The following is a 15939-nucleotide window of genomic DNA, read 5'->3' as shown; positions in this document are numbered from 1 at the left end:
GAGGTTGACATGCCGCCACCGAACATGTCGGACAGGCCGCCGCCCTTGCCCTTGTGCAGCAGGATGAACAGCGTCAGGACCAGGCTGGACAGCACCAGCAGGACCTGCAGCACGATGCGAACCGCATCCACGTGGTCACTCCAAATCGTCGGGATCTCGGGGGTCGTCGGGCCGGGCGGCCACTCCCCCTCGTGTTCCGGGGCTCGGGCAAGGATACCTGCCCGAGTGCCGATCGGCCGAACGCCGCGGGCTGCGGCGTCCGGCAGCGGCCGCTGGGTCAGGACGTCGCCAGGTGGTCGCGGAAGCGACAGATGGACGCGAACTCGGTCGGGTCGATCGAGGCGCCGCCGACGAGGGCGCCGTCGACGTCCTCCTGGGCCATGATCGCGGCCACGTTGCCGGCCTTGACGCTGCCGCCGTAGAGCAGGCGTATGCCGTCCGCCACGTCGCCGCTGTAGAGCTCGGCGAGCAGGGTGCGGATCGCCGCGCACACCTCCTGGGCATCGTCGGGGGTCGCGACCTCACCGGTGCCGATGGCCCAGATGGGTTCGTAGGCGATGACGACCGAGGCTGCCTGCTCCTTGGTGACGCCGTCGAGGTCGGCGCGCAGCTGGTCGAGGACGTGCTCGACCTGCCGGCCTTCCTTGCGCACGTCGAGGGCCTCCCCGCAGCAGAGGATCGGCGTGAGCCCGTGGGCGTAGGCGGCCTTGACCTTGGCGTTGACGACGGCGTCGGTCTCGCCATGGCCCTCGCGCCGCTCGCTGTGGCCGACGGCGACGTAGGTGCAGCCGAGCTTGGCGAGGAAGGCGCCGGAGATGTCACCGGTGTAGGCGCCCGACGCGTGCGGCGACAGGTCCTGGGCGCCGTAGCGCAGCTCGAGCTTGTCGCCCTCGACGAGGGTCTGGACCGAGCGCAGGTCGGTGAACGGCGGGAGGACGGCCACCTCGACGGCGGTGTAGTCGTGCTTGGCGTCGCGCAGCGTCCAGTCGAGCTTCTGCACGAGGTGGGTGGCCTGGAGGTGGTCGAGGTTCATCTTCCAGTTGCCGGCCATGAGCGGCACGCGGCCGCTGGTGGGTGCTGGGGTGTTCCTCGCCATCAGGCGTCACCCTCCTCGAGCACGGTGAGGCCGGGCAGCGCCTTGCCCTCGAGGTACTCGAGGCTCGCGCCGCCGCCGGTCGAGATGTGGCCGAAGTCGTCGTCGGCGAAGCCGAGCTGGCGCACGGCCGCGGCCGAGTCGCCGCCCCCGACGACCGTCAGGGCACCCTTGGACGTCACGTCGACGAGGGCCTGCGCGACCGCCTTGGTGCCCGCGGCGTACGGCTGCATCTCGAACGCCCCCATGGGGCCGTTCCAGAAGACGGTGCGGCAGTCGGCGAGCTTCTCGGCGAAGAGCCGGCTCGACTCGGGACCGATGTCGAGCCCCATGCGGTCGGCCGGGATCGCGTCGGCGGCGACGACCTCGTGGTCGGCGTCGGCGCTGAAGGCGTCGGCCGCGACGACGTCGACGGGCAGGACGATCTCCACGCCCTCCTTCTCCGCGCGCTCGATGTAGCCCTTGACGGTGTCGATCTGGTCGGCCTCGAGCAGGCTCTTGCCCACCTCGTGCCCCTGGGCGGCGAGGAAGGTGAAGACCATGCCGCCACCGATGAGGAGGCGGTCGGCGGTGCCGAGGAGGTTGCCGATGACGCCGAGCTTGTCGGACACCTTCGCACCGCCGAGGACGACGGCATACGGCCGCTCGGGATCCTTCGTCAGGCGGCGCAGCACGTCGACCTCGGTGGACACCAGCTGGCCGGTGGCGTGCGGCAGCAGCCGCGCGATGTCGTAGACGGAGGCCTGCTTGCGGTGCACGACGCCGAAGCCGTCGGACACGAAGACGTCTGCGAGAGAAGCCAGCTCGCCGGCGAACCCGGCACGCTCCTCGTCGGTCTTCGCCGTCTCGCCGGCGTTGAAGCGCAGGTTCTCGAGGAGCAGCACCTGGCCGTCCTCGAGCGCGGCGGCCTTGGCCTTGGCGTCGTCGCCGACGGTGTCGTCGGCGAACACGACGTCGGTGCCGAGCACCTCGCCGAGGCGCTTCGCGACGGGGGCGAGGGAGTACCGGGCCTCCGGCGCGCCCTTGGGGCGGCCGAGGTGGGCGCACACGAGGACGCGGGCGCCGGCGTCGGCCAGGGCCTTGATGGTCGGCGCCGAGGCGCGGATGCGGCCGTCGTCGGTGATCGTGGAGCCGTCGAGCGGCACGTTGAGGTCGGACCGGACGAGGACGCGCTTGCCGCGCAGGTCTCCGAGGTCGCTGATGGTCTTCACGCGGGATGCCTCTTCGTCAGTTGGGGGTGCCGGTGCGCACCGGGGGCAGGGATGACATGGCTGCGGCCACTGCCCGCAGTGCTCCGAGGAGCACTGCGGGCAGTGGCCGGGTGGCTCAGAGGGACTGGCCGACGAGCGCGACGAGGTCGACGAGGCGGTTGGAGTAGCCCCACTCGTTGTCGTACCAGCCGACGACCTTGACCTGGTTGCCGATGACCTTGGTGAGGCCGGCGTCGAAGATGCACGAGGCCGGGTCGGTCTCGATGTCCTTCGAGACGATCTGGTCCTCGGTGTAGACGAGGAAGCCCTTGAGCGGGCCCTCGGCGGCGGCCTTGACGGCGGCGTTGACCTCCTCGACGGTGGTCTCGCGGCCGGCCTCGAACGTCAGGTCGGTGGCCGAGCCGGTGGGCACCGGGACGCGCAGGGCGTAGCCGTCGAGCTTGCCCTTGAGGTCGGGCAGCACGAGGGAGACGGCCTTGGCGGCGCCCGTCGTGGTCGGGACGATGTTGAGCGCGGCGGCACGGGCCCGGCGCAGGTCCTTGTGCGGCGCGTCCTGGAGGTTCTGGTCCTGCGTGTAGGCGTGGATCGTCGTCATGAGGCCCTTGACGATGCCGAACTCCTCGTGGAGCACCTTCGCCATCGGCGCCAGGCAGTTCGTCGTGCAGGAGGCGTTGGAGATGACGGTGTGCTTCGCGCCGTCGTACAGGTCGTCGTTGACGCCCATGACGATGGTGATGTCCTCGTTCTTGGCCGGGGCCGAGATGATGACCTTCTTGGCGCCGCCGTCGATGTGCGCCTTGGCCTTGGTGGCGTCGGTGAAGAAGCCGGTGGACTCGACGATGACGTCGGCGCCGACGCCGGCCCAGTCGATCTTGGCGGGGTCGCGCTCCTCGAAGACGCGGATGGCCTTGCCGTCGACGATGATCGACGTCTCGTCGTACGTGACCTCGCCCGGGAAGCGCCCGAGGATCGAGTCGTACTTGAGCAGGTGGGCCAGGGTCTTGTTGTCCATGAGGTCGTTGGTGGCCACGACCTCGATGTCGGCTCCGGATGCCACGATGGCGCGGAAGAAGTTGCGGCCGATGCGGCCAAAGCCGTTGATACCAACGCGAACGGTCACTACTGAGCACCTCTTCGGTGAGACTGTGTCGGACGGAATGCCAGACCTTGGGCCGCTCCGTTGCGACCTCGATCACACGCCAGCCTAGTGTGTCGTCCTCCCGCGCCATGCGGCAGTCTCAGCGCTCGGTGAGCACCCGCTCACCTCGACGGTGGATCGTCGCGCCCGTGCTCGCGGCTCAGCTCTCGAGCATGTCGGGGGTGAGGTTGGCGTCGGTCCCCGGCACCCCGAGCTCCTCGGCACGCTTGTCGGCCATCGCGAGGAGGCGTCTGATCCGGCCGGCGACCGCGTCCTTGGTCATCGGCGGAGTGGCCAGCTGCCCCAGCTCCTCGAGGCTGGCCTGCTTGTGCTGGACCCTCAGCACCCCGGCCTCGCGCAGGTGCTCGGGGATGTCGTCGCCGAGCAGGTCCATCGCTCGCTCGACCCGGGCGCCGGCCGCCACGGCGGCGCGAGCAGAGCGGCGCAGGTTGGCGTCGTCGAAGTTGGCGAGCCGGTTGGCGGTGGCCCGCACCTCGCGGCGCATCCGTCGCTCCTCCCAGGCCAGGACGGCGTCGTGGGCACCGAGGCGGGTCAGCATGGCGCCGATCGCGTCGCCGTCGCGGATGACGACCCGGTCGATGCCGCGGACCTCGCGGGCCTTGGCCTGGATGCCCAGCCGGCGGGCGGCGCCGACCAGCGCGAGCGCGGCCTCGGGACCCGGGCAGGTCACCTCGAGCGCGGACGAGCGGCCCGGCTCGGTGAGCGAGCCGTGGGCCAGGAAGGCGCCACGCCAAGCCGCCTCCGAGTCGCACGTCGCAGCGCTGACGACCTTGGGCGGCAGGCCACGCACGGGACGGCCCCGCGTGTCGATGAGGCCGGTCTGGCGGGCCAACGTGGCGCCGTCCTCGACGACGCGCACGACGTAGCGGGAGCCGCGGCGCAGGCCGCCGGCGGCGAGGACCAGCACGTCGCTCTTGTGGCCGTAGACCTCGGCGATGTTGCGCCGCAGCCGCCGTGCGGCGTTGGCGGTGTCGAGCTCGGCCTCGACGACGATCTGCCCGCCGATGATGTGCAGGCCGCCGGCGAAGCGCAGCATCGTCGACACCTCGGCCTTGCGACAGCAGGGTTTCGTCACGTCGAGGCGTGAGAGCTCGTCCTTCACCTTCGCTGTCATGGCCATGGCCGACATCCTGCCACCCCGATCAAGCACCCTCCCGCTGGAGGTGCCGGCACGTTCGCGGACCGTCCTCCCGCGGTGCCGTATGCCGAGTGGCCGAGCCGGCAGGACGGCATACGTCCTCGGGTCGTGACGGGCCGGCACGGCGGTCGGTGGTGCGAGCGACCGGAGCGAACGCCGCGACACACCAGTGGCGGCCGTCTCACCGGTTCGATCCGGCTCGTCGGACCGGTCACCTCAGGCGATCACGTCGCGCAGCGCAGCCGCCAGACGCAGGGGGTCGTGCACCCCGGGCGCTCCCCGGGCAGCCACGGGTGCGACGACGAGCTCGGCCCCCAGCTCGGCGGCCACGGCGCGCAGGGAAGCACCGTCGGGCACGACGCTGGGGTCGGCGAGGACGACGTCGAGCCGCAGGTCCGGGGCGTTGGCCGCGAGGGACGCGAGGTGGTCCTCGGCGCGGAAGTCGCGGGTCTCCCCCTTGTGCACCTCGAGGTTGAGGTTGAGCAGTCGCCTGGCCGGCGTCGACACGAGCGCGTCGGCCAGGTCGGGGACGAGCAGGTGCGGCATGACCGACGTGAACCAGGAGCCCGGGCCGAGCATGACCCAGTCGGCCTCCCGGACGGCTGTGAGTGCCTCGTGGCACGGCTGGGGACACGTGGGCACGATGCCGATCGAGGAGACGACCCCGGCCGAGGAGGCGACGCGGTGCTGGCCGCGCACCTCCACCGTCGCATCGGGCCGCTCGGGGTCGTGGCCGTGGATCTCGGCGACGATCTCGAGCGGCTCGGCCGCCATCGGCAGGACGCGGCCCCGGGCGCCCAGCAGCCGGCCCACGAGGTCGAGACCTCGCACCGTGTCGCCGAGCAGGTCCCAGATGGAGACGATCATGAGGTTGCCGAGGGCGTGGCCCTTGAGGTCGCCGTCGCCGTCGAACCGGTGCTGGAGCACGTCGCGCCAGGTGTGCCCCCACTCGCTGTCGTCGCACAGTGCGGACAGCGCCATCCGGAGGTCGCCGGGCGGCAGGACGGCGAACTCCTCGCGCAGGCGCCCGCTCGACCCGCCGTCGTCGGCGACGGTGACCACGGCGGTCAGGTCGTCGGTGAGCAGCCGCAGGGCGGTGAGACTGGCCGCGAGGCCGTGGCCGCCACCGAGGGCGACGACGCGGCGGTGGTGGGAAGGGACGAGGGGGGTGCGCGGTGTCGTCACGGGGCCTCCGGTCACTCCCGCCCGAGGTCGCGGTGCACGACGAACGTGTCGACGCGGTCTCGTCCCCCGAGTCTGGCGCTGAGCGCCTCGGCCACGGCGACCGAGCGGTGCTTGCCGCCGGTGCAGCCCACCGCGACCGTCACGTAGCGGCGCCCCTCGCGGACGTAACCGTCGATCATCGTGTCGAGCAGGCTGCCGGCTCGCTCGAGGAAGTCCTCGGCCCCTTCCTGCTTCATCACGAACTCGCTGACCGGGGTGTCGCGCCCGGTGAGCGGACGCAGCTCGGGCACCCAGTACGGGTTGGGCAGGAAACGCATGTCGAACACGACGTCGGCATCGAGCGGGAGGCCGTACTTGAAGCCGAACGACATCACCGCGATGCGCAGCTGGACCTTGCGGTCGCCCGCGAAGAGGGACGAGAGCTTGGCGCTCAGCTGGTGGACGTTGAGCCCCGAGCTGTCGATGACGACGTCAGCCGACGAGCGCAGGTCGAGCAGCATCCGCCGCTCACGCTGGATGCCGTCGAGCAGGCGTCCCTCGCCCTGGAGGGGGTGGGGGCGCCGCACGCTCTCGAAGCGCCGGACGAGGGCCTCGTCGGTGGCGTCGAGGAAGACGAGGCTGGGCCGCTCGCCGCGCTCGCGGGCGGCCTTGATCGCGCCGTCGAGCTGGGCGAACCAGCCGCGGGAGCGCACGTCGACGACGACGGCCAACTGCTGCAGGTGCGCCTCCGGGTGCAGCGCCCTCGCCTCGTCGCGGAGCTCGGCCAGGTGCGTCAGCAGCTGCGGTGGCAGGTTGTCGACCACGAGCCAGCCGAGGTCCTCGAGGACGTTGGCCGTGGTGCTCCGGCCGGCCCCGCTCATCCCGGTGACGATGATGATCGGCGCCTCTGCGAGGGACGTCTGCGGCAGGGGCCTGGTGTCGGCGGTCATTCGAGCACTTCTCCCGTCGTGAGGTTCACGGCCGGCTCCTGGGGCGATCCCTGCGCCAGGTGGCTGACCACGGCGGAGGCGAGCGCCCGGCCGAAGCCGGGTACGGCCATGATGTCCGTTTCGTCCGCGGCCCGAAGGCGTTTGACCGAACCGAAGTGGCGCAGCAGCGCCTTCTGACGGCTGGCCCCGAGACCGGGTATGCCGTCGAGCTGGGAGGTCGTCATGGCCTTCGACCGGCGCTGGCGGTGGAAGGTGATGGCGAACCGGTGGGCCTCGTCGCGCAGCCGCTGCAGCAGGTAGAGGCCCTCGCTCGTGCGAGGAAGGATGACCGGGTGCTCCTCGCGCGGGAGCCACACCTCCTCGAGCCGCTTGGCGAGGCCGACGAGGGCGACCTCCTCGATGCCGAGCTCGTCCAGGACCGCCTGCGCGGCGTTGACCTGGGGCAGGCCGCCGTCGACGACCACGAGGCTCGGCGGGTAGGCGAAGCGGCGTGGTCGGCCGGTCTCGGGGTCGATGGGCCCGGAGGTCGACCGCTCGTCGTCGTCCGCCCCGTCGACGTCCGCAGCCTCGGCGCCGGAGCCTCGCACGGAGCCGTTCACCGGCCCGTTGCCAGACCCGTTGCCAGACCCGTTGCGGCCGGAGTCCCCCGATGACGCGGCCGCGCCCTCGTCGCCACCCACGACGCCCGTGGACAGGTCGAGGTCGCCGGCGCCCTCCGCGTCCTCGAGATAGCGACGGAAGCGACGCGTGAGCACCTCGCGCATCGCCGCGGTGTCGTCGACCGTCACGGGCTCGGCACCGTCCTCGCCGGCCGTCGCGCCGCGGACGATGAAGCGGCGGTACTCGCTCTTGCGGGCCAGGCCGTCCTCGAAGACGACCATGGACGCCACGACGTTGGTGCCCTGCACGTGGCTGACGTCGTAGCACTCGATGCGCAGCGGCGCGTCGTCGAGGCCGAGGTAGTCCTGCAGCTCCTGGAGCGCCTTGCTGCGCAGCGTGAGGTCCCCCGCGCGCGCCACCTTGTGCCGTGCCAGGGACTGCTCGGCGTTGCGGCGGACCGTCTCCATGAGCGTGCGCTTGTCACCACGTTGCGGGACGCGGACGCTGACTGCAGAGCCCCGGACCGACGAGAGCCACTCGGTCACGGCCTCGAGGTCGGCCGGGAGCTCGGGCACGAGCACCTCGCGCGGGACCGCGTCGCGGTCGGCGTCGCCGTAGACCTGCTGCAGGAGGTGCTCGACGAGCGTGGGGATGTCCTCGCTCTCCTTCTCCACGACCCAGCCGCGCTGGCCGCGGATGCGCCCGCCGCGGACGTGGAAGACCTGGACGGCCGCCTCGAGGTCGTCGTCGGCGAGGGCGAAGACGTCGGCATCGGTGGCGTCGCCCAGGACGACGGCCTGCTTCTCGAGCGCCTTGGTGATGGCGCCGAGGTCGTCGCGCAGCCGGGCCGCCTGCTCGAAGTCGAGCTCTGCCGCCGCCTCGCGCATGCGGGTCTCGAGCCGCTTGGCGAACCGGGTGGTGTTGCCGGCCATGAAGTCGCAGAAGTCCTCGGCGATGGCGCGGTGCTCCTCGGGGCTCACCCGCCCGACGCAGGGCGCGGAGCACTTGTCGATGTAGCCGAGCAGGCACGGCCGACCGCTCGCCGCCGCGCGCTTGAACACGCCCGACGAGCAGGTGCGGACGGGGAAGACGCGCAGCAGCAGGTCGAGGGTCTCGCGGATCGCCCAGGCGTGGCCGTAGGGCCCGAAGTAGCGCGTGCCCTTGCGCTTGGCCCCACGCATGACCTGCGCCCGGGGGAACTCGTCGCCCATCGTGACGGCCAGGAAGGGGTAGGACTTGTCGTCGCGGTACTTGACGTTGAAGCGCGGGTCGAACTCCTTGATCCAGGAGTACTCGAGCTGGAGCGCCTCAACCTCGGTGCGCACGACGGTCCACTCGACGGAGGCGGCGGTCGTGACCATCGTCGCCGTGCGCGGGTGCAGCGCGGTGATGTCCTGGAAGTAGGACGAGAGCCGCGGCCGGAGCGACTTGGCCTTGCCGACGTAGATGACCCGACCGTGCGCGTCGCGGAAACGGTAGACGCCCGGGTCGGTCGGGATCTCCCCCGGCTTGGGTCGGTAGGTCGTCGGGTCCGCCACGGATCCACCCTATGTCGCGTCACCGACGGCGCTGAACGGCGCCCGACCGGGCGGCGACGAGCGCGCCCGACCCGGCCGCACGGCATACGGCCTCGGCTGCGCGTCAGCTCACGGTGAGGGTGCTGCCGGAGACCTTGACGGTCTTGGGCGTCAGGCCCGTCGGGGCGGGCCCTGCCACGACGGCGCCGGTGCTGTCGTCGAAGTGGCTCCCGTGGCACGGGCAGACGATCTGGCCGCCCTCGACGGAACCCACGGTGCAGCCCTGGTGCGGGCACACGGCATCGAACGCCTTGAACGTGCCGGCCTTGGGCTGCGTGACGACGGTCTTGGTGTCGGCGAACACCTTGCCACCGCCGACCGGGATCTCGGACGTGGGTATGCCGCCCGCTGCACCCCCGGAGGAGCCCGAGCCACCGCCCGTGGTGCCGGAGGGCACCGTCGGGCTGCTGCAGGCGGCGAGGGCCCCGGCTCCGACCACGACGCCGGCCACTTTCAGGATGCCGCGGCGGTCGGTGAAGCCCGCCGGCACAGCCGGCTCGTCGGACGGGTCTGCGGCGTTCGGGCGCTCGGTCATGCCTTGGCCTTCCGGGTCGTGGTCCGCTTGGTGCTGACGGTGGTGCTGGTCGGCGACTTGGTGGCGGCCGCGGTGGTGGCCGACCCGCGGGTCCGCTTCGTCGTTGACTTCACTGTGCGTGCGCCGCCTGTGCCCGCGCCGTCACTCCGCTGTGAGGCACCCGCACCGGCCTTCTTGGCGCGGCCCCTGGCCGTCGCGCGGGTGGTCGTGCGGGCGGTGCGCTCGAGGATCGGCTTGAGGAAGCGACCGGTGTGGCTGGCCTCGACCTCCGCGACGTCCTCCGGAGTGCCCTGGGCGATGACCGTCCCGCCGCCCGAGCCGCCCTCGGGTCCCATGTCGATGATCCAGTCGGCGTTCTTGATGACGTCGAGGTTGTGCTCGATGACGATCACGGTGTTGCCCTTGTCGACGAGGCCCTGGAGCACGTCGAGGAGCTTGCGGATGTCCTCGAAGTGCAGTCCGGTGGTCGGCTCGTCGAGGACGTAGATGGTGCGGCCGGTGGACCGCTTCTGCAGCTCGCTCGCGAGCTTGACGCGCTGGGCCTCGCCGCCGGACAGCGTCGGTGCCGGCTGCCCCAGCCGGACGTAGCCGAGCCCGACGTCGTTGAGGGTCTTCAGGTGTCGGGCGATCGCGGGCACCGCCTCGAAGAAGGTCGCCGCCTCCTCGATGGGCATGTCGAGGACGTCGGCGATCGTCTTGCCCTTGAAGTGGACCTCGAGGGTCTCGCGGTTGTAGCGCGCGCCGTGGCACACCTCGCAGGGGACGTAGACGTCGGGCAGGAAGTTCATCTCGATCTTGATCGTGCCGTCGCCGGAGCACGCGTCGCAGCGCCCGCCCTTGACGTTGAACGAGAACCGGCCCGGCTGGTAGCCGCGGATCTTGGCCTCGGTCGTCTCGGCGAAGAGCTTGCGCATGTTGTCGAAGACGCCGGTGTAGGTCGCGGGGTTCGACCGGGGCGTGCGCCCGATCGGGCTCTGGTCGACGTGGACGACCTTGTCGAGCTGGTCGAGGCCCGTGACGGTCTTGTGCCGCCCGGGCACGTGGCGCGCGCCGTTGAGCTTGTTGGCGAGGACGTTGTAGAGGATGTCGTTGACGAGCGTCGACTTGCCGGACCCCGAGACCCCGGTGACCGCCACGAGGTTGCCGAGCGGGAAGCTCACCGTGACGTTCTGGAGGTTGTTCTCGCGGGCGCCGGACACCGTGATCTCGCGGCCGTCGTGTCCCCGGCGCACCTCCGGCGTCGGGATCTCCCTGCGGCCGGAGAGGTACATGCCGGTCAGCGAGTCGGGGTGCTCGAGCAGGCCCTTGACCGGACCGGAGTGCACGACGTGCCCACCGTGCTCACCGGCCCCGGGGCCGATGTCGACGACCCAGTCGGCCGTGGCGATGGTGTCCTCGTCGTGCTCGACGACGATGAGCGTGTTGCCGAGGTCGCGCAGGCGCGTGAGCGTCTCGATGAGGCGGTGGTTGTCGCGCTGGTGCAGCCCGATGGACGGCTCGTCGAGGACGTAGAGGACGCCGACGAGACCCGAGCCGATCTGGGTCGCGAGCCTGATGCGCTGGGCCTCGCCGCCCGAGAGGGTGCCGGCGGGGCGGTCGAGCGAGAGGTAGTCGAGGCCGACGTCGAGCAGGAAGCCCAGCCGGGCGTCGATCTCCTTGATGACGCGCTCGGCGATCTGCTTCTCGCGCGCCGTGAAGTCGACGGTGTCGAGGAAGCCGGCCGCGTCGCGGATCGCCAGGCCACAGACCTCGGAGATGTTCTTGCCACCGAGCAGCACGGCGAGGGACTCCGGCTTGAGCCGGGCGCCCTTGCAGACCGGGCACGGGACCTCGCGCATGAAGCCCTCGTAGCGGTCGCGGCTCCACTCGGACTCGGTCTCGGAGTGCCGGCGCTTGATGAACGGCACGACGCCCTCGAAGCCGGTCGTGTAGGAGCGGTCGCGGCCGTAGCGGTTCTTGTACTTGACGTGCACCTTGTAGTTCTGGCCGTGCAGCAGCGCCTCCTTGGCGCGCGCCGGCAGCGCCCGCCAGGGCACGTCCATGGAGAACTTCATGTCCTCGGCCAGGGCGCCCATGACCCGCTGGAAGTACTCGGCCGAGCCGGACCCCTGCGCCCACGGCGCGATGGCGCCCTCGGCGAGCGACAGGTCGTCGTCGGGCACGACGAGCTCGGGGTCGACCTCGAGCTCGGTGCCGATGCCGGTGCACTCGGGGCAGGCGCCGAAGGGCGAGTTGAAGGAGAAGGACCGCGGCTGGATCTCGTCCATGCCGAGCGGGTGGTTGTTGGGGCAGGCCATCTTCTCGGAGAAGCGACGCTCCCGGTCCTTGGCCTTGGCGTCGCGGTCGACGAAGTCGATGATGACGATGCCGCCGGCCAGGCCGAGCGCGGTCTCGACGGAGTCGGTGAGGCGGCGCTTGGAACCGGTGTCGTCGCCCTTGGCCACGAGGCGGTCGACGACGACCTCGATGGTGTGCTTGCGCTGCTTCTCGAGGGCCGGCGGCTCGGCCAGGCTGACGACCTCGCCGTCGACCCGGGCCCGCGAGAAGCCCTTGGTCTGCAGCTCGGCGAAGAGGTCGACGAACTCGCCCTTGCGGCCCTGGACGACCGGGGCCAGCACCTGGAAGCGCGTGCGGTCCTCGAGGGTGAGCAGCTGGTCGACGATCTGCTGGGGCGACTGCCGGGTGACCGGCTCGCCGCACACCGGGCAGTGCGGCCGTCCGGCCCGGGCGAAGAGCAGTCGGAGGTAGTCGTAGACCTCGGTGATGGTGCCGACGGTCGACCGCGGGTTGCGGTTGGTCGACTTCTGGTCGATGGACACCGCGGGCGAGAGACCCTCGATGAAGTCGACGTCGGGCTTGTCCATCTGCCCGAGGAACTGGCGGGCGTACGCCGACAGCGACTCGACGTAGCGTCGCTGGCCCTCCGCGAAGATCGTGTCGAACGCCAGGCTCGACTTGCCCGATCCCGAGAGCCCCGTGAAGACGATGAGGCTGTCGCGTGGGAGGTCGACGGAGACGTCGCGCAGGTTGTGCTCGCGCGCGCCGCGGACGACGAGGGAATGGGCGTTGCCGGTCGGCATAGCAGTCACGCGGAACATGCTAGGTCGGCCCACCGACAGTGCCCTCATCGACGGCCTCGTCGACCGCCTCGTCGAGGCCTCGTCGACGGCCCTCGTGCACGCTGGACTGGTGCCGCCCGTGCGGGGTGGGGCTTACGCCGGGAAGGTCCCGGGACGGCATACTCTGCGCATGAGCGAGCACGTGCACCCGCCGATCGAGGAGTATGCCGTGCTGGGCGACCTCGGGACGGCGGCCCTCGTCAGCCGGCAGGGCTCCGTCGACTGGCTGTGCCTGCCGCGCTTCGACTCCCGCGCGTGCTTCGCGGCCCTGCTCGGCACCCCGCAGCACGGCCGCTGGCTCCTCACGCCGGCCGATCCCGCCGCCGTCACGACCCGGCGCTACATCGGCAGCTCCTTCGCGCTCGAGACGGTCCACGAGACGCCGACCGGCCGCGTCCGCGTCACCGACGTCATGCCGCTCGGCGACGGCCGCTCCGACCTGCTCCGCCGCATCGAGGGGCTCGAGGGGAGCGTGCGGATGCTGCACGAGTGGACGGTCCGCTTCAACTACGGCCGCACCCGCCCCTGGGTCGCCCGGCACACCGACGACCGCGAGGACCGCACCGACGAGATCATCACGGCCATCGCCGGGCCCGACATGCTCGTCCTGCGGGGCGCGCGGCTCCCCCACGCCCAGGACGGGCACCACGTCGACGAGTTCGACGTCGCGGCGGGACAGACCTTCACCTTCTCCACCACGTGGTTCCGCAGCCACGACGACATCCCGCCACCCCTGCAGGTGCGGGCCCGCATCCGGGAGACCGTCGCGCGCAGCGAGCAGTACGCCGCGCACAGCCACTACCGTGGTCCGTACGCCGAGGCCGTGACCCGGTCCCTGCTCGTCCTGCGCGGCCTCACCCACGGTGACACCGGCGGGATCGTCGCCGCGCCGACCACCTCGCTGCCCGAGGACTTCGGCGGCGAGCGCAACTGGGACTACCGCTTCTGCTGGCTGCGCGACGCCGCCCTGACGCTGGAGGCGCTGCTCGGCTGCGGCTACGTCGAGGAGACCGCGCTCTGGCGCGACTGGCTGCTGCGGGCGGTGGCCGGCGACCCCGAGGACCTGCAGGTGATGTACCGCGTCGACGGCGGACGTGACCTCCCCGAGCGAGTCCTTGACCACCTGCCCGGGTATGCCGGGTCGCTCCCCGTGCGGGTCGGGAACGCCGCCGTGGGGCAGCGGCAGACCGACGTGCTCGGCGAGGTGATGATCGCGCTGCACCACGCTCGGTCCCGCGGCCTCGAGGAGAACCTCGACTCGTGGCACCTGCAGCGCGCGCTCGTCAACCACCTCGCCGAGCACTGGCAGGAGCCGGACCACGGCCTGTGGGAGGTCCGCGGGCCGCAACGGCACTTCACGCACTCGCGCGCGATGGTGTGGGCGGCCTTCGACCGCGCCGTCCGCGCGGTGGAGGAGCACGGCCTCGACGGGCCGGTCGAGACGTGGCGTGAGCTGCGCGACCGGGTGCGCGACGAGGTCCTGACCAAGGGCTTCGACGCCGAGCGGAACACCTTCGTCCAGCACTACGACACCGCCGAGGTCGACGCGTCCCTGCTGACCCTGTCGGCGATCGGCTTCGTCGAGGGCGACGACCCGCGCATGCTCGGCACCATCGCCGCCGTCGAGTCCGACCTGCTGCGGCACGGTCTCGTCCTGCGCTACCGGACCGACTCCGGGGTCGACGGCCTCGCCGGCGACGAGCACCCCTTCGTCGCGTGCTCGTTCTGGCTCGTGACGGCCTACGCCAAGGCGGGTATGACGACCGAGGCCACGGCTCTGATGGACCGGCTGCTCGGGCTGGCCAACGACGTGGGGCTGCTGTCCGAGGAGTACGACCCCGTCGCGGGACGCATGGTGGGCAACTTCCCGCAGGCGTTCTCGCACCTGGCACTCATCGGCGCCGCACTGGCCATCGCCGAGGCGAACGACGAGGCGGACGAAGAGGCGGACGAAGGAGACACGGATGCGACACGCTGACGTCACACCGGCACTCGTGGCGGCCGAGACCGACCGGCTCGTCGCGACCGCGCTCGGCCTGCGCGACCCCGACGCTGCGGCTCCCTCGCTGTGCGAGGGCTGGACACGTGGGCACGTGCTCGCTCACGTCGCCCGCAACGCCGACGCCTTGGCGCGGGTCTGCGACGTGGCCCTGACGGGCGTGCCCGGCACGATGTACGACGACGTGGCGTCACGCGACGCCGACATCGAACGGGATGCCGACCGCCCGCTCGAGGAGCACGTGGCCGACCTGCGGGAGTCGGCCCAGCGTCTTGCCGACCGGCTCGCGCAGCTGGGGCCCGAGCACTCCGACGTGCGTGTGGAGCGCACGCCCGGCGGCTTCCCGGTCGCGGTCGGGCTGGTCCCGTTCATGCGGTTGCGCGAGGTCGTCTTCCACCACGTCGACCTCGACGCCGGCTACACCTTCGCCAGCGCGCCGTCGGAGGTGGTGTCGCTCTTCCTGCGCGACGGCGTCAACCGCCTGGCGCACGCCGACGCGCCGCCGTCGCTGCGCATCCGCACCGTCGAGGGCGACGAGCACACGGTGGGCGACGGCGCCACCCTCGTCACCGGGTCCGGCGCCGACGTGCTGCTGTGGCTCGCCCGCGGCACGACCGACGGCGTCGTCTTCGACGGTCCCGTCCCCACCCTGCCCTTCGGAGGCTGACATGACCGACACCCCTGACGCCCCGCACGGCCACGAGCAGACCGGCGACGGCTACACCGGCCACGTCACCAGGGGCGGGCCGGCAGCGGTCCGCGAGCTCGCAGCGGTCACCATCCGCAAGCTGGAGGTGGGCGGCTTCGGCAACAACGCCTACCTGCTGACCTGTCGCGCCACCGGCGAGCAGCTCCTCGTCGACGCCGCGGCCGAGCCCGACCGCTTGCTGGCGCTCGTCGCCGACGGCGGCGACGGGCTGGCCACGGTCGTGACGACCCACTCGCACCACGACCACGTCGGGGCGCTCGCCGAGCTCGTCGCTGCGACCGGGGCCCGCACGGTGGCAGGGACGGACGACGCGGACGCCCTCCCCGTCCCGGTCGACGTGCGGGTCGGCCAGGGCGACACGGTGACGGTCGGCGACGTCACCCTCGACGTCGTCCACCTGCGCGGGCACACGCCCGGCTCGATCGCGCTCGCCTACCCCGACCCCGGCGGCCGCACGCACCTCTTCACGGGCGACAGCCTCTTCCCCGGCGGGGTGGGCAACACGAAGAACCCCGGCCAGAGCTTCGAGTCCCTCATCGAGGACGTGACGACGCGGGTCTTCGACGTCTACGACGACGACACGTGGTTCTACCCCGGCCACGGCGACGACTCGACGCTCGGCGCCGAGCGGCCGCACCTGCCCGAGTGGCGCGCCCGGGGCTGGTGACCGCCGACCCGGGCTGAC

At 71.7% G+C, this 15939-nt stretch carries 13 protein-coding genes; 3 read left to right on the top strand and 10 right to left on the bottom strand.

The genetic code is table 11. The features are described from left to right. The 10 genes from secG to uvrA form a co-directional block, all read right to left on the bottom strand. Positions 1–131, bottom strand: a 131-nt coding sequence (secG, locus tag ABD241_RS07515) for a preprotein translocase subunit SecG (RefSeq protein WP_344060203.1), incomplete at its 3' end; no start/stop codon positions are given. Between the two features lie 146 nt (positions 132–277). Next, positions 278–1096 (bottom strand): triose-phosphate isomerase, encoded by an 819-nt coding sequence (gene tpiA, locus ABD241_RS07510; RefSeq protein WP_344060075.1) that lies wholly within the window; start codon positions 1094–1096, stop codon positions 278–280. Continuing rightward, positions 1096–2304 carry a phosphoglycerate kinase gene (locus ABD241_RS07505; protein WP_344060074.1) on the bottom strand — a complete coding sequence of 403 codons (1209 nt, stop codon included), beginning with the start codon at positions 2302–2304 and terminating at the stop codon, positions 1096–1098. Before ABD241_RS07505 ends, tpiA begins: the two co-directional genes overlap by 1 nt. 115 nt (positions 2305–2419) lie before the next feature. Beyond that, the gene (gene gap, locus ABD241_RS07500) at positions 2420–3424 is read right to left on the bottom strand and encodes a type I glyceraldehyde-3-phosphate dehydrogenase (RefSeq protein WP_344060072.1); all 1005 of its coding nucleotides are present in this window, start codon (positions 3422–3424) and stop codon (positions 2420–2422) included. 178 nt (positions 3425–3602) lie between these two features. After that, positions 3603–4583: a DNA-binding protein WhiA gene (gene whiA, locus ABD241_RS07495; protein WP_142185220.1), complete on the bottom strand. Its 981-nt coding sequence runs from the start codon at positions 4581–4583 to the stop codon at positions 3603–3605. Between the two features lie 234 nt (positions 4584–4817). Beyond that, entirely contained in the window at positions 4818–5786 is a 969-nt protein-coding gene (locus ABD241_RS07490; RefSeq protein WP_344060069.1) for a gluconeogenesis factor YvcK family protein, read from the bottom strand. Between the two features lie 11 nt (positions 5787–5797). Continuing rightward, positions 5798–6715 carry an RNase adapter RapZ gene (gene rapZ / locus ABD241_RS07485; RefSeq protein WP_344060067.1) on the bottom strand — a complete coding sequence of 306 codons (918 nt, stop codon included), beginning with the start codon at positions 6713–6715 and terminating at the stop codon, positions 5798–5800. Next, positions 6712–8853 carry an excinuclease ABC subunit UvrC gene (gene uvrC, locus ABD241_RS07480; RefSeq protein WP_344060065.1) on the bottom strand — a complete coding sequence of 714 codons (2142 nt, stop codon included), beginning with the start codon at positions 8851–8853 and terminating at the stop codon, positions 6712–6714. The genes rapZ and uvrC overlap by 4 nt, the downstream gene beginning before the upstream one ends. Before the next feature lie 103 nt (positions 8854–8956). Next, complete coding sequence (locus ABD241_RS07475; protein ID WP_344060063.1) at positions 8957–9427, bottom strand: Rieske (2Fe-2S) protein; 471 nt, start codon at positions 9425–9427, stop codon at positions 8957–8959. Beyond that, positions 9424–12525 carry an excinuclease ABC subunit UvrA gene (gene uvrA, locus ABD241_RS07470; protein WP_344060201.1) on the bottom strand — a complete coding sequence of 1034 codons (3102 nt, stop codon included), beginning with the start codon at positions 12523–12525 and terminating at the stop codon, positions 9424–9426. Before uvrA ends, ABD241_RS07475 begins: the two co-directional genes overlap by 4 nt. Positions 12526–12676: 151 nt before the next feature. On the opposite strand from uvrA, the gene ABD241_RS07465 reads away from it, so the two are divergent. The 3 genes from ABD241_RS07465 to ABD241_RS07455 are packed head-to-tail and all read left to right on the top strand — an operon-like array spanning position 12677 to position 15921. Then, on the top strand, positions 12677–14524 hold the full coding sequence (locus tag ABD241_RS07465; RefSeq protein ID WP_344060061.1) for a glycoside hydrolase family 15 protein: 1848 nt from the start codon (positions 12677–12679) through the stop codon (positions 14522–14524). Then, the gene (locus ABD241_RS07460; RefSeq protein ID WP_344060059.1) at positions 14511–15212 is read left to right on the top strand and encodes a maleylpyruvate isomerase family mycothiol-dependent enzyme; all 702 of its coding nucleotides are present in this window, start codon (positions 14511–14513) and stop codon (positions 15210–15212) included. The genes ABD241_RS07465 and ABD241_RS07460 overlap by 14 nt, the downstream gene beginning before the upstream one ends. Before the next feature lies 1 nt (position 15213). Further along, the gene (locus ABD241_RS07455; protein ID WP_344060057.1) at positions 15214–15921 is read left to right on the top strand and encodes an MBL fold metallo-hydrolase; all 708 of its coding nucleotides are present in this window, start codon (positions 15214–15216) and stop codon (positions 15919–15921) included. Positions 15922–15939 lie beyond the last annotated feature (18 nt).

This window comes from Terrabacter lapilli, assembly GCF_039531305.1.
Classification (GTDB): Bacteria; Actinomycetota; Actinomycetes; order Actinomycetales; family Dermatophilaceae; genus Terrabacter; species Terrabacter lapilli.
This window is presented reverse-complemented; position numbering and strand designations above follow the sequence as displayed.

Bases quoted from the DNA above. Each gene is read 5' to 3' on its own strand.
- ABD241_RS07475 (WP_344060063.1), bottom strand. From the start codon at position 9,427: ATGACCGAGCGCCCGAACGCCGCAGACCCGTCCGACGAGCCGGCTGTG.
- ABD241_RS07460 (WP_344060059.1), top strand. From the start codon at position 14,511: ATGCGACACGCTGACGTCACACCGGCACTCGTGGCGGCCGAGACCGAC.
- rapZ (WP_344060067.1), bottom strand. From the start codon at position 6,715: ATGACCGCCGACACCAGGCCCCTGCCGCAGACGTCCCTCGCAGAGGCG.
- uvrA (WP_344060201.1), bottom strand. From the start codon at position 12,525: ATGTTCCGCGTGACTGCTATGCCGACCGGCAACGCCCATTCCCTCGTC.
- ABD241_RS07465 (WP_344060061.1), top strand. From the start codon at position 12,677: ATGAGCGAGCACGTGCACCCGCCGATCGAGGAGTATGCCGTGCTGGGC.
- tpiA (WP_344060075.1), bottom strand. From the start codon at position 1,096: ATGGCGAGGAACACCCCAGCACCCACCAGCGGCCGCGTGCCGCTCATG.
- whiA (WP_142185220.1), bottom strand. From the start codon at position 4,583: ATGGCCATGACAGCGAAGGTGAAGGACGAGCTCTCACGCCTCGACGTG.
- ABD241_RS07455 (WP_344060057.1), top strand. From the start codon at position 15,214: ATGACCGACACCCCTGACGCCCCGCACGGCCACGAGCAGACCGGCGAC.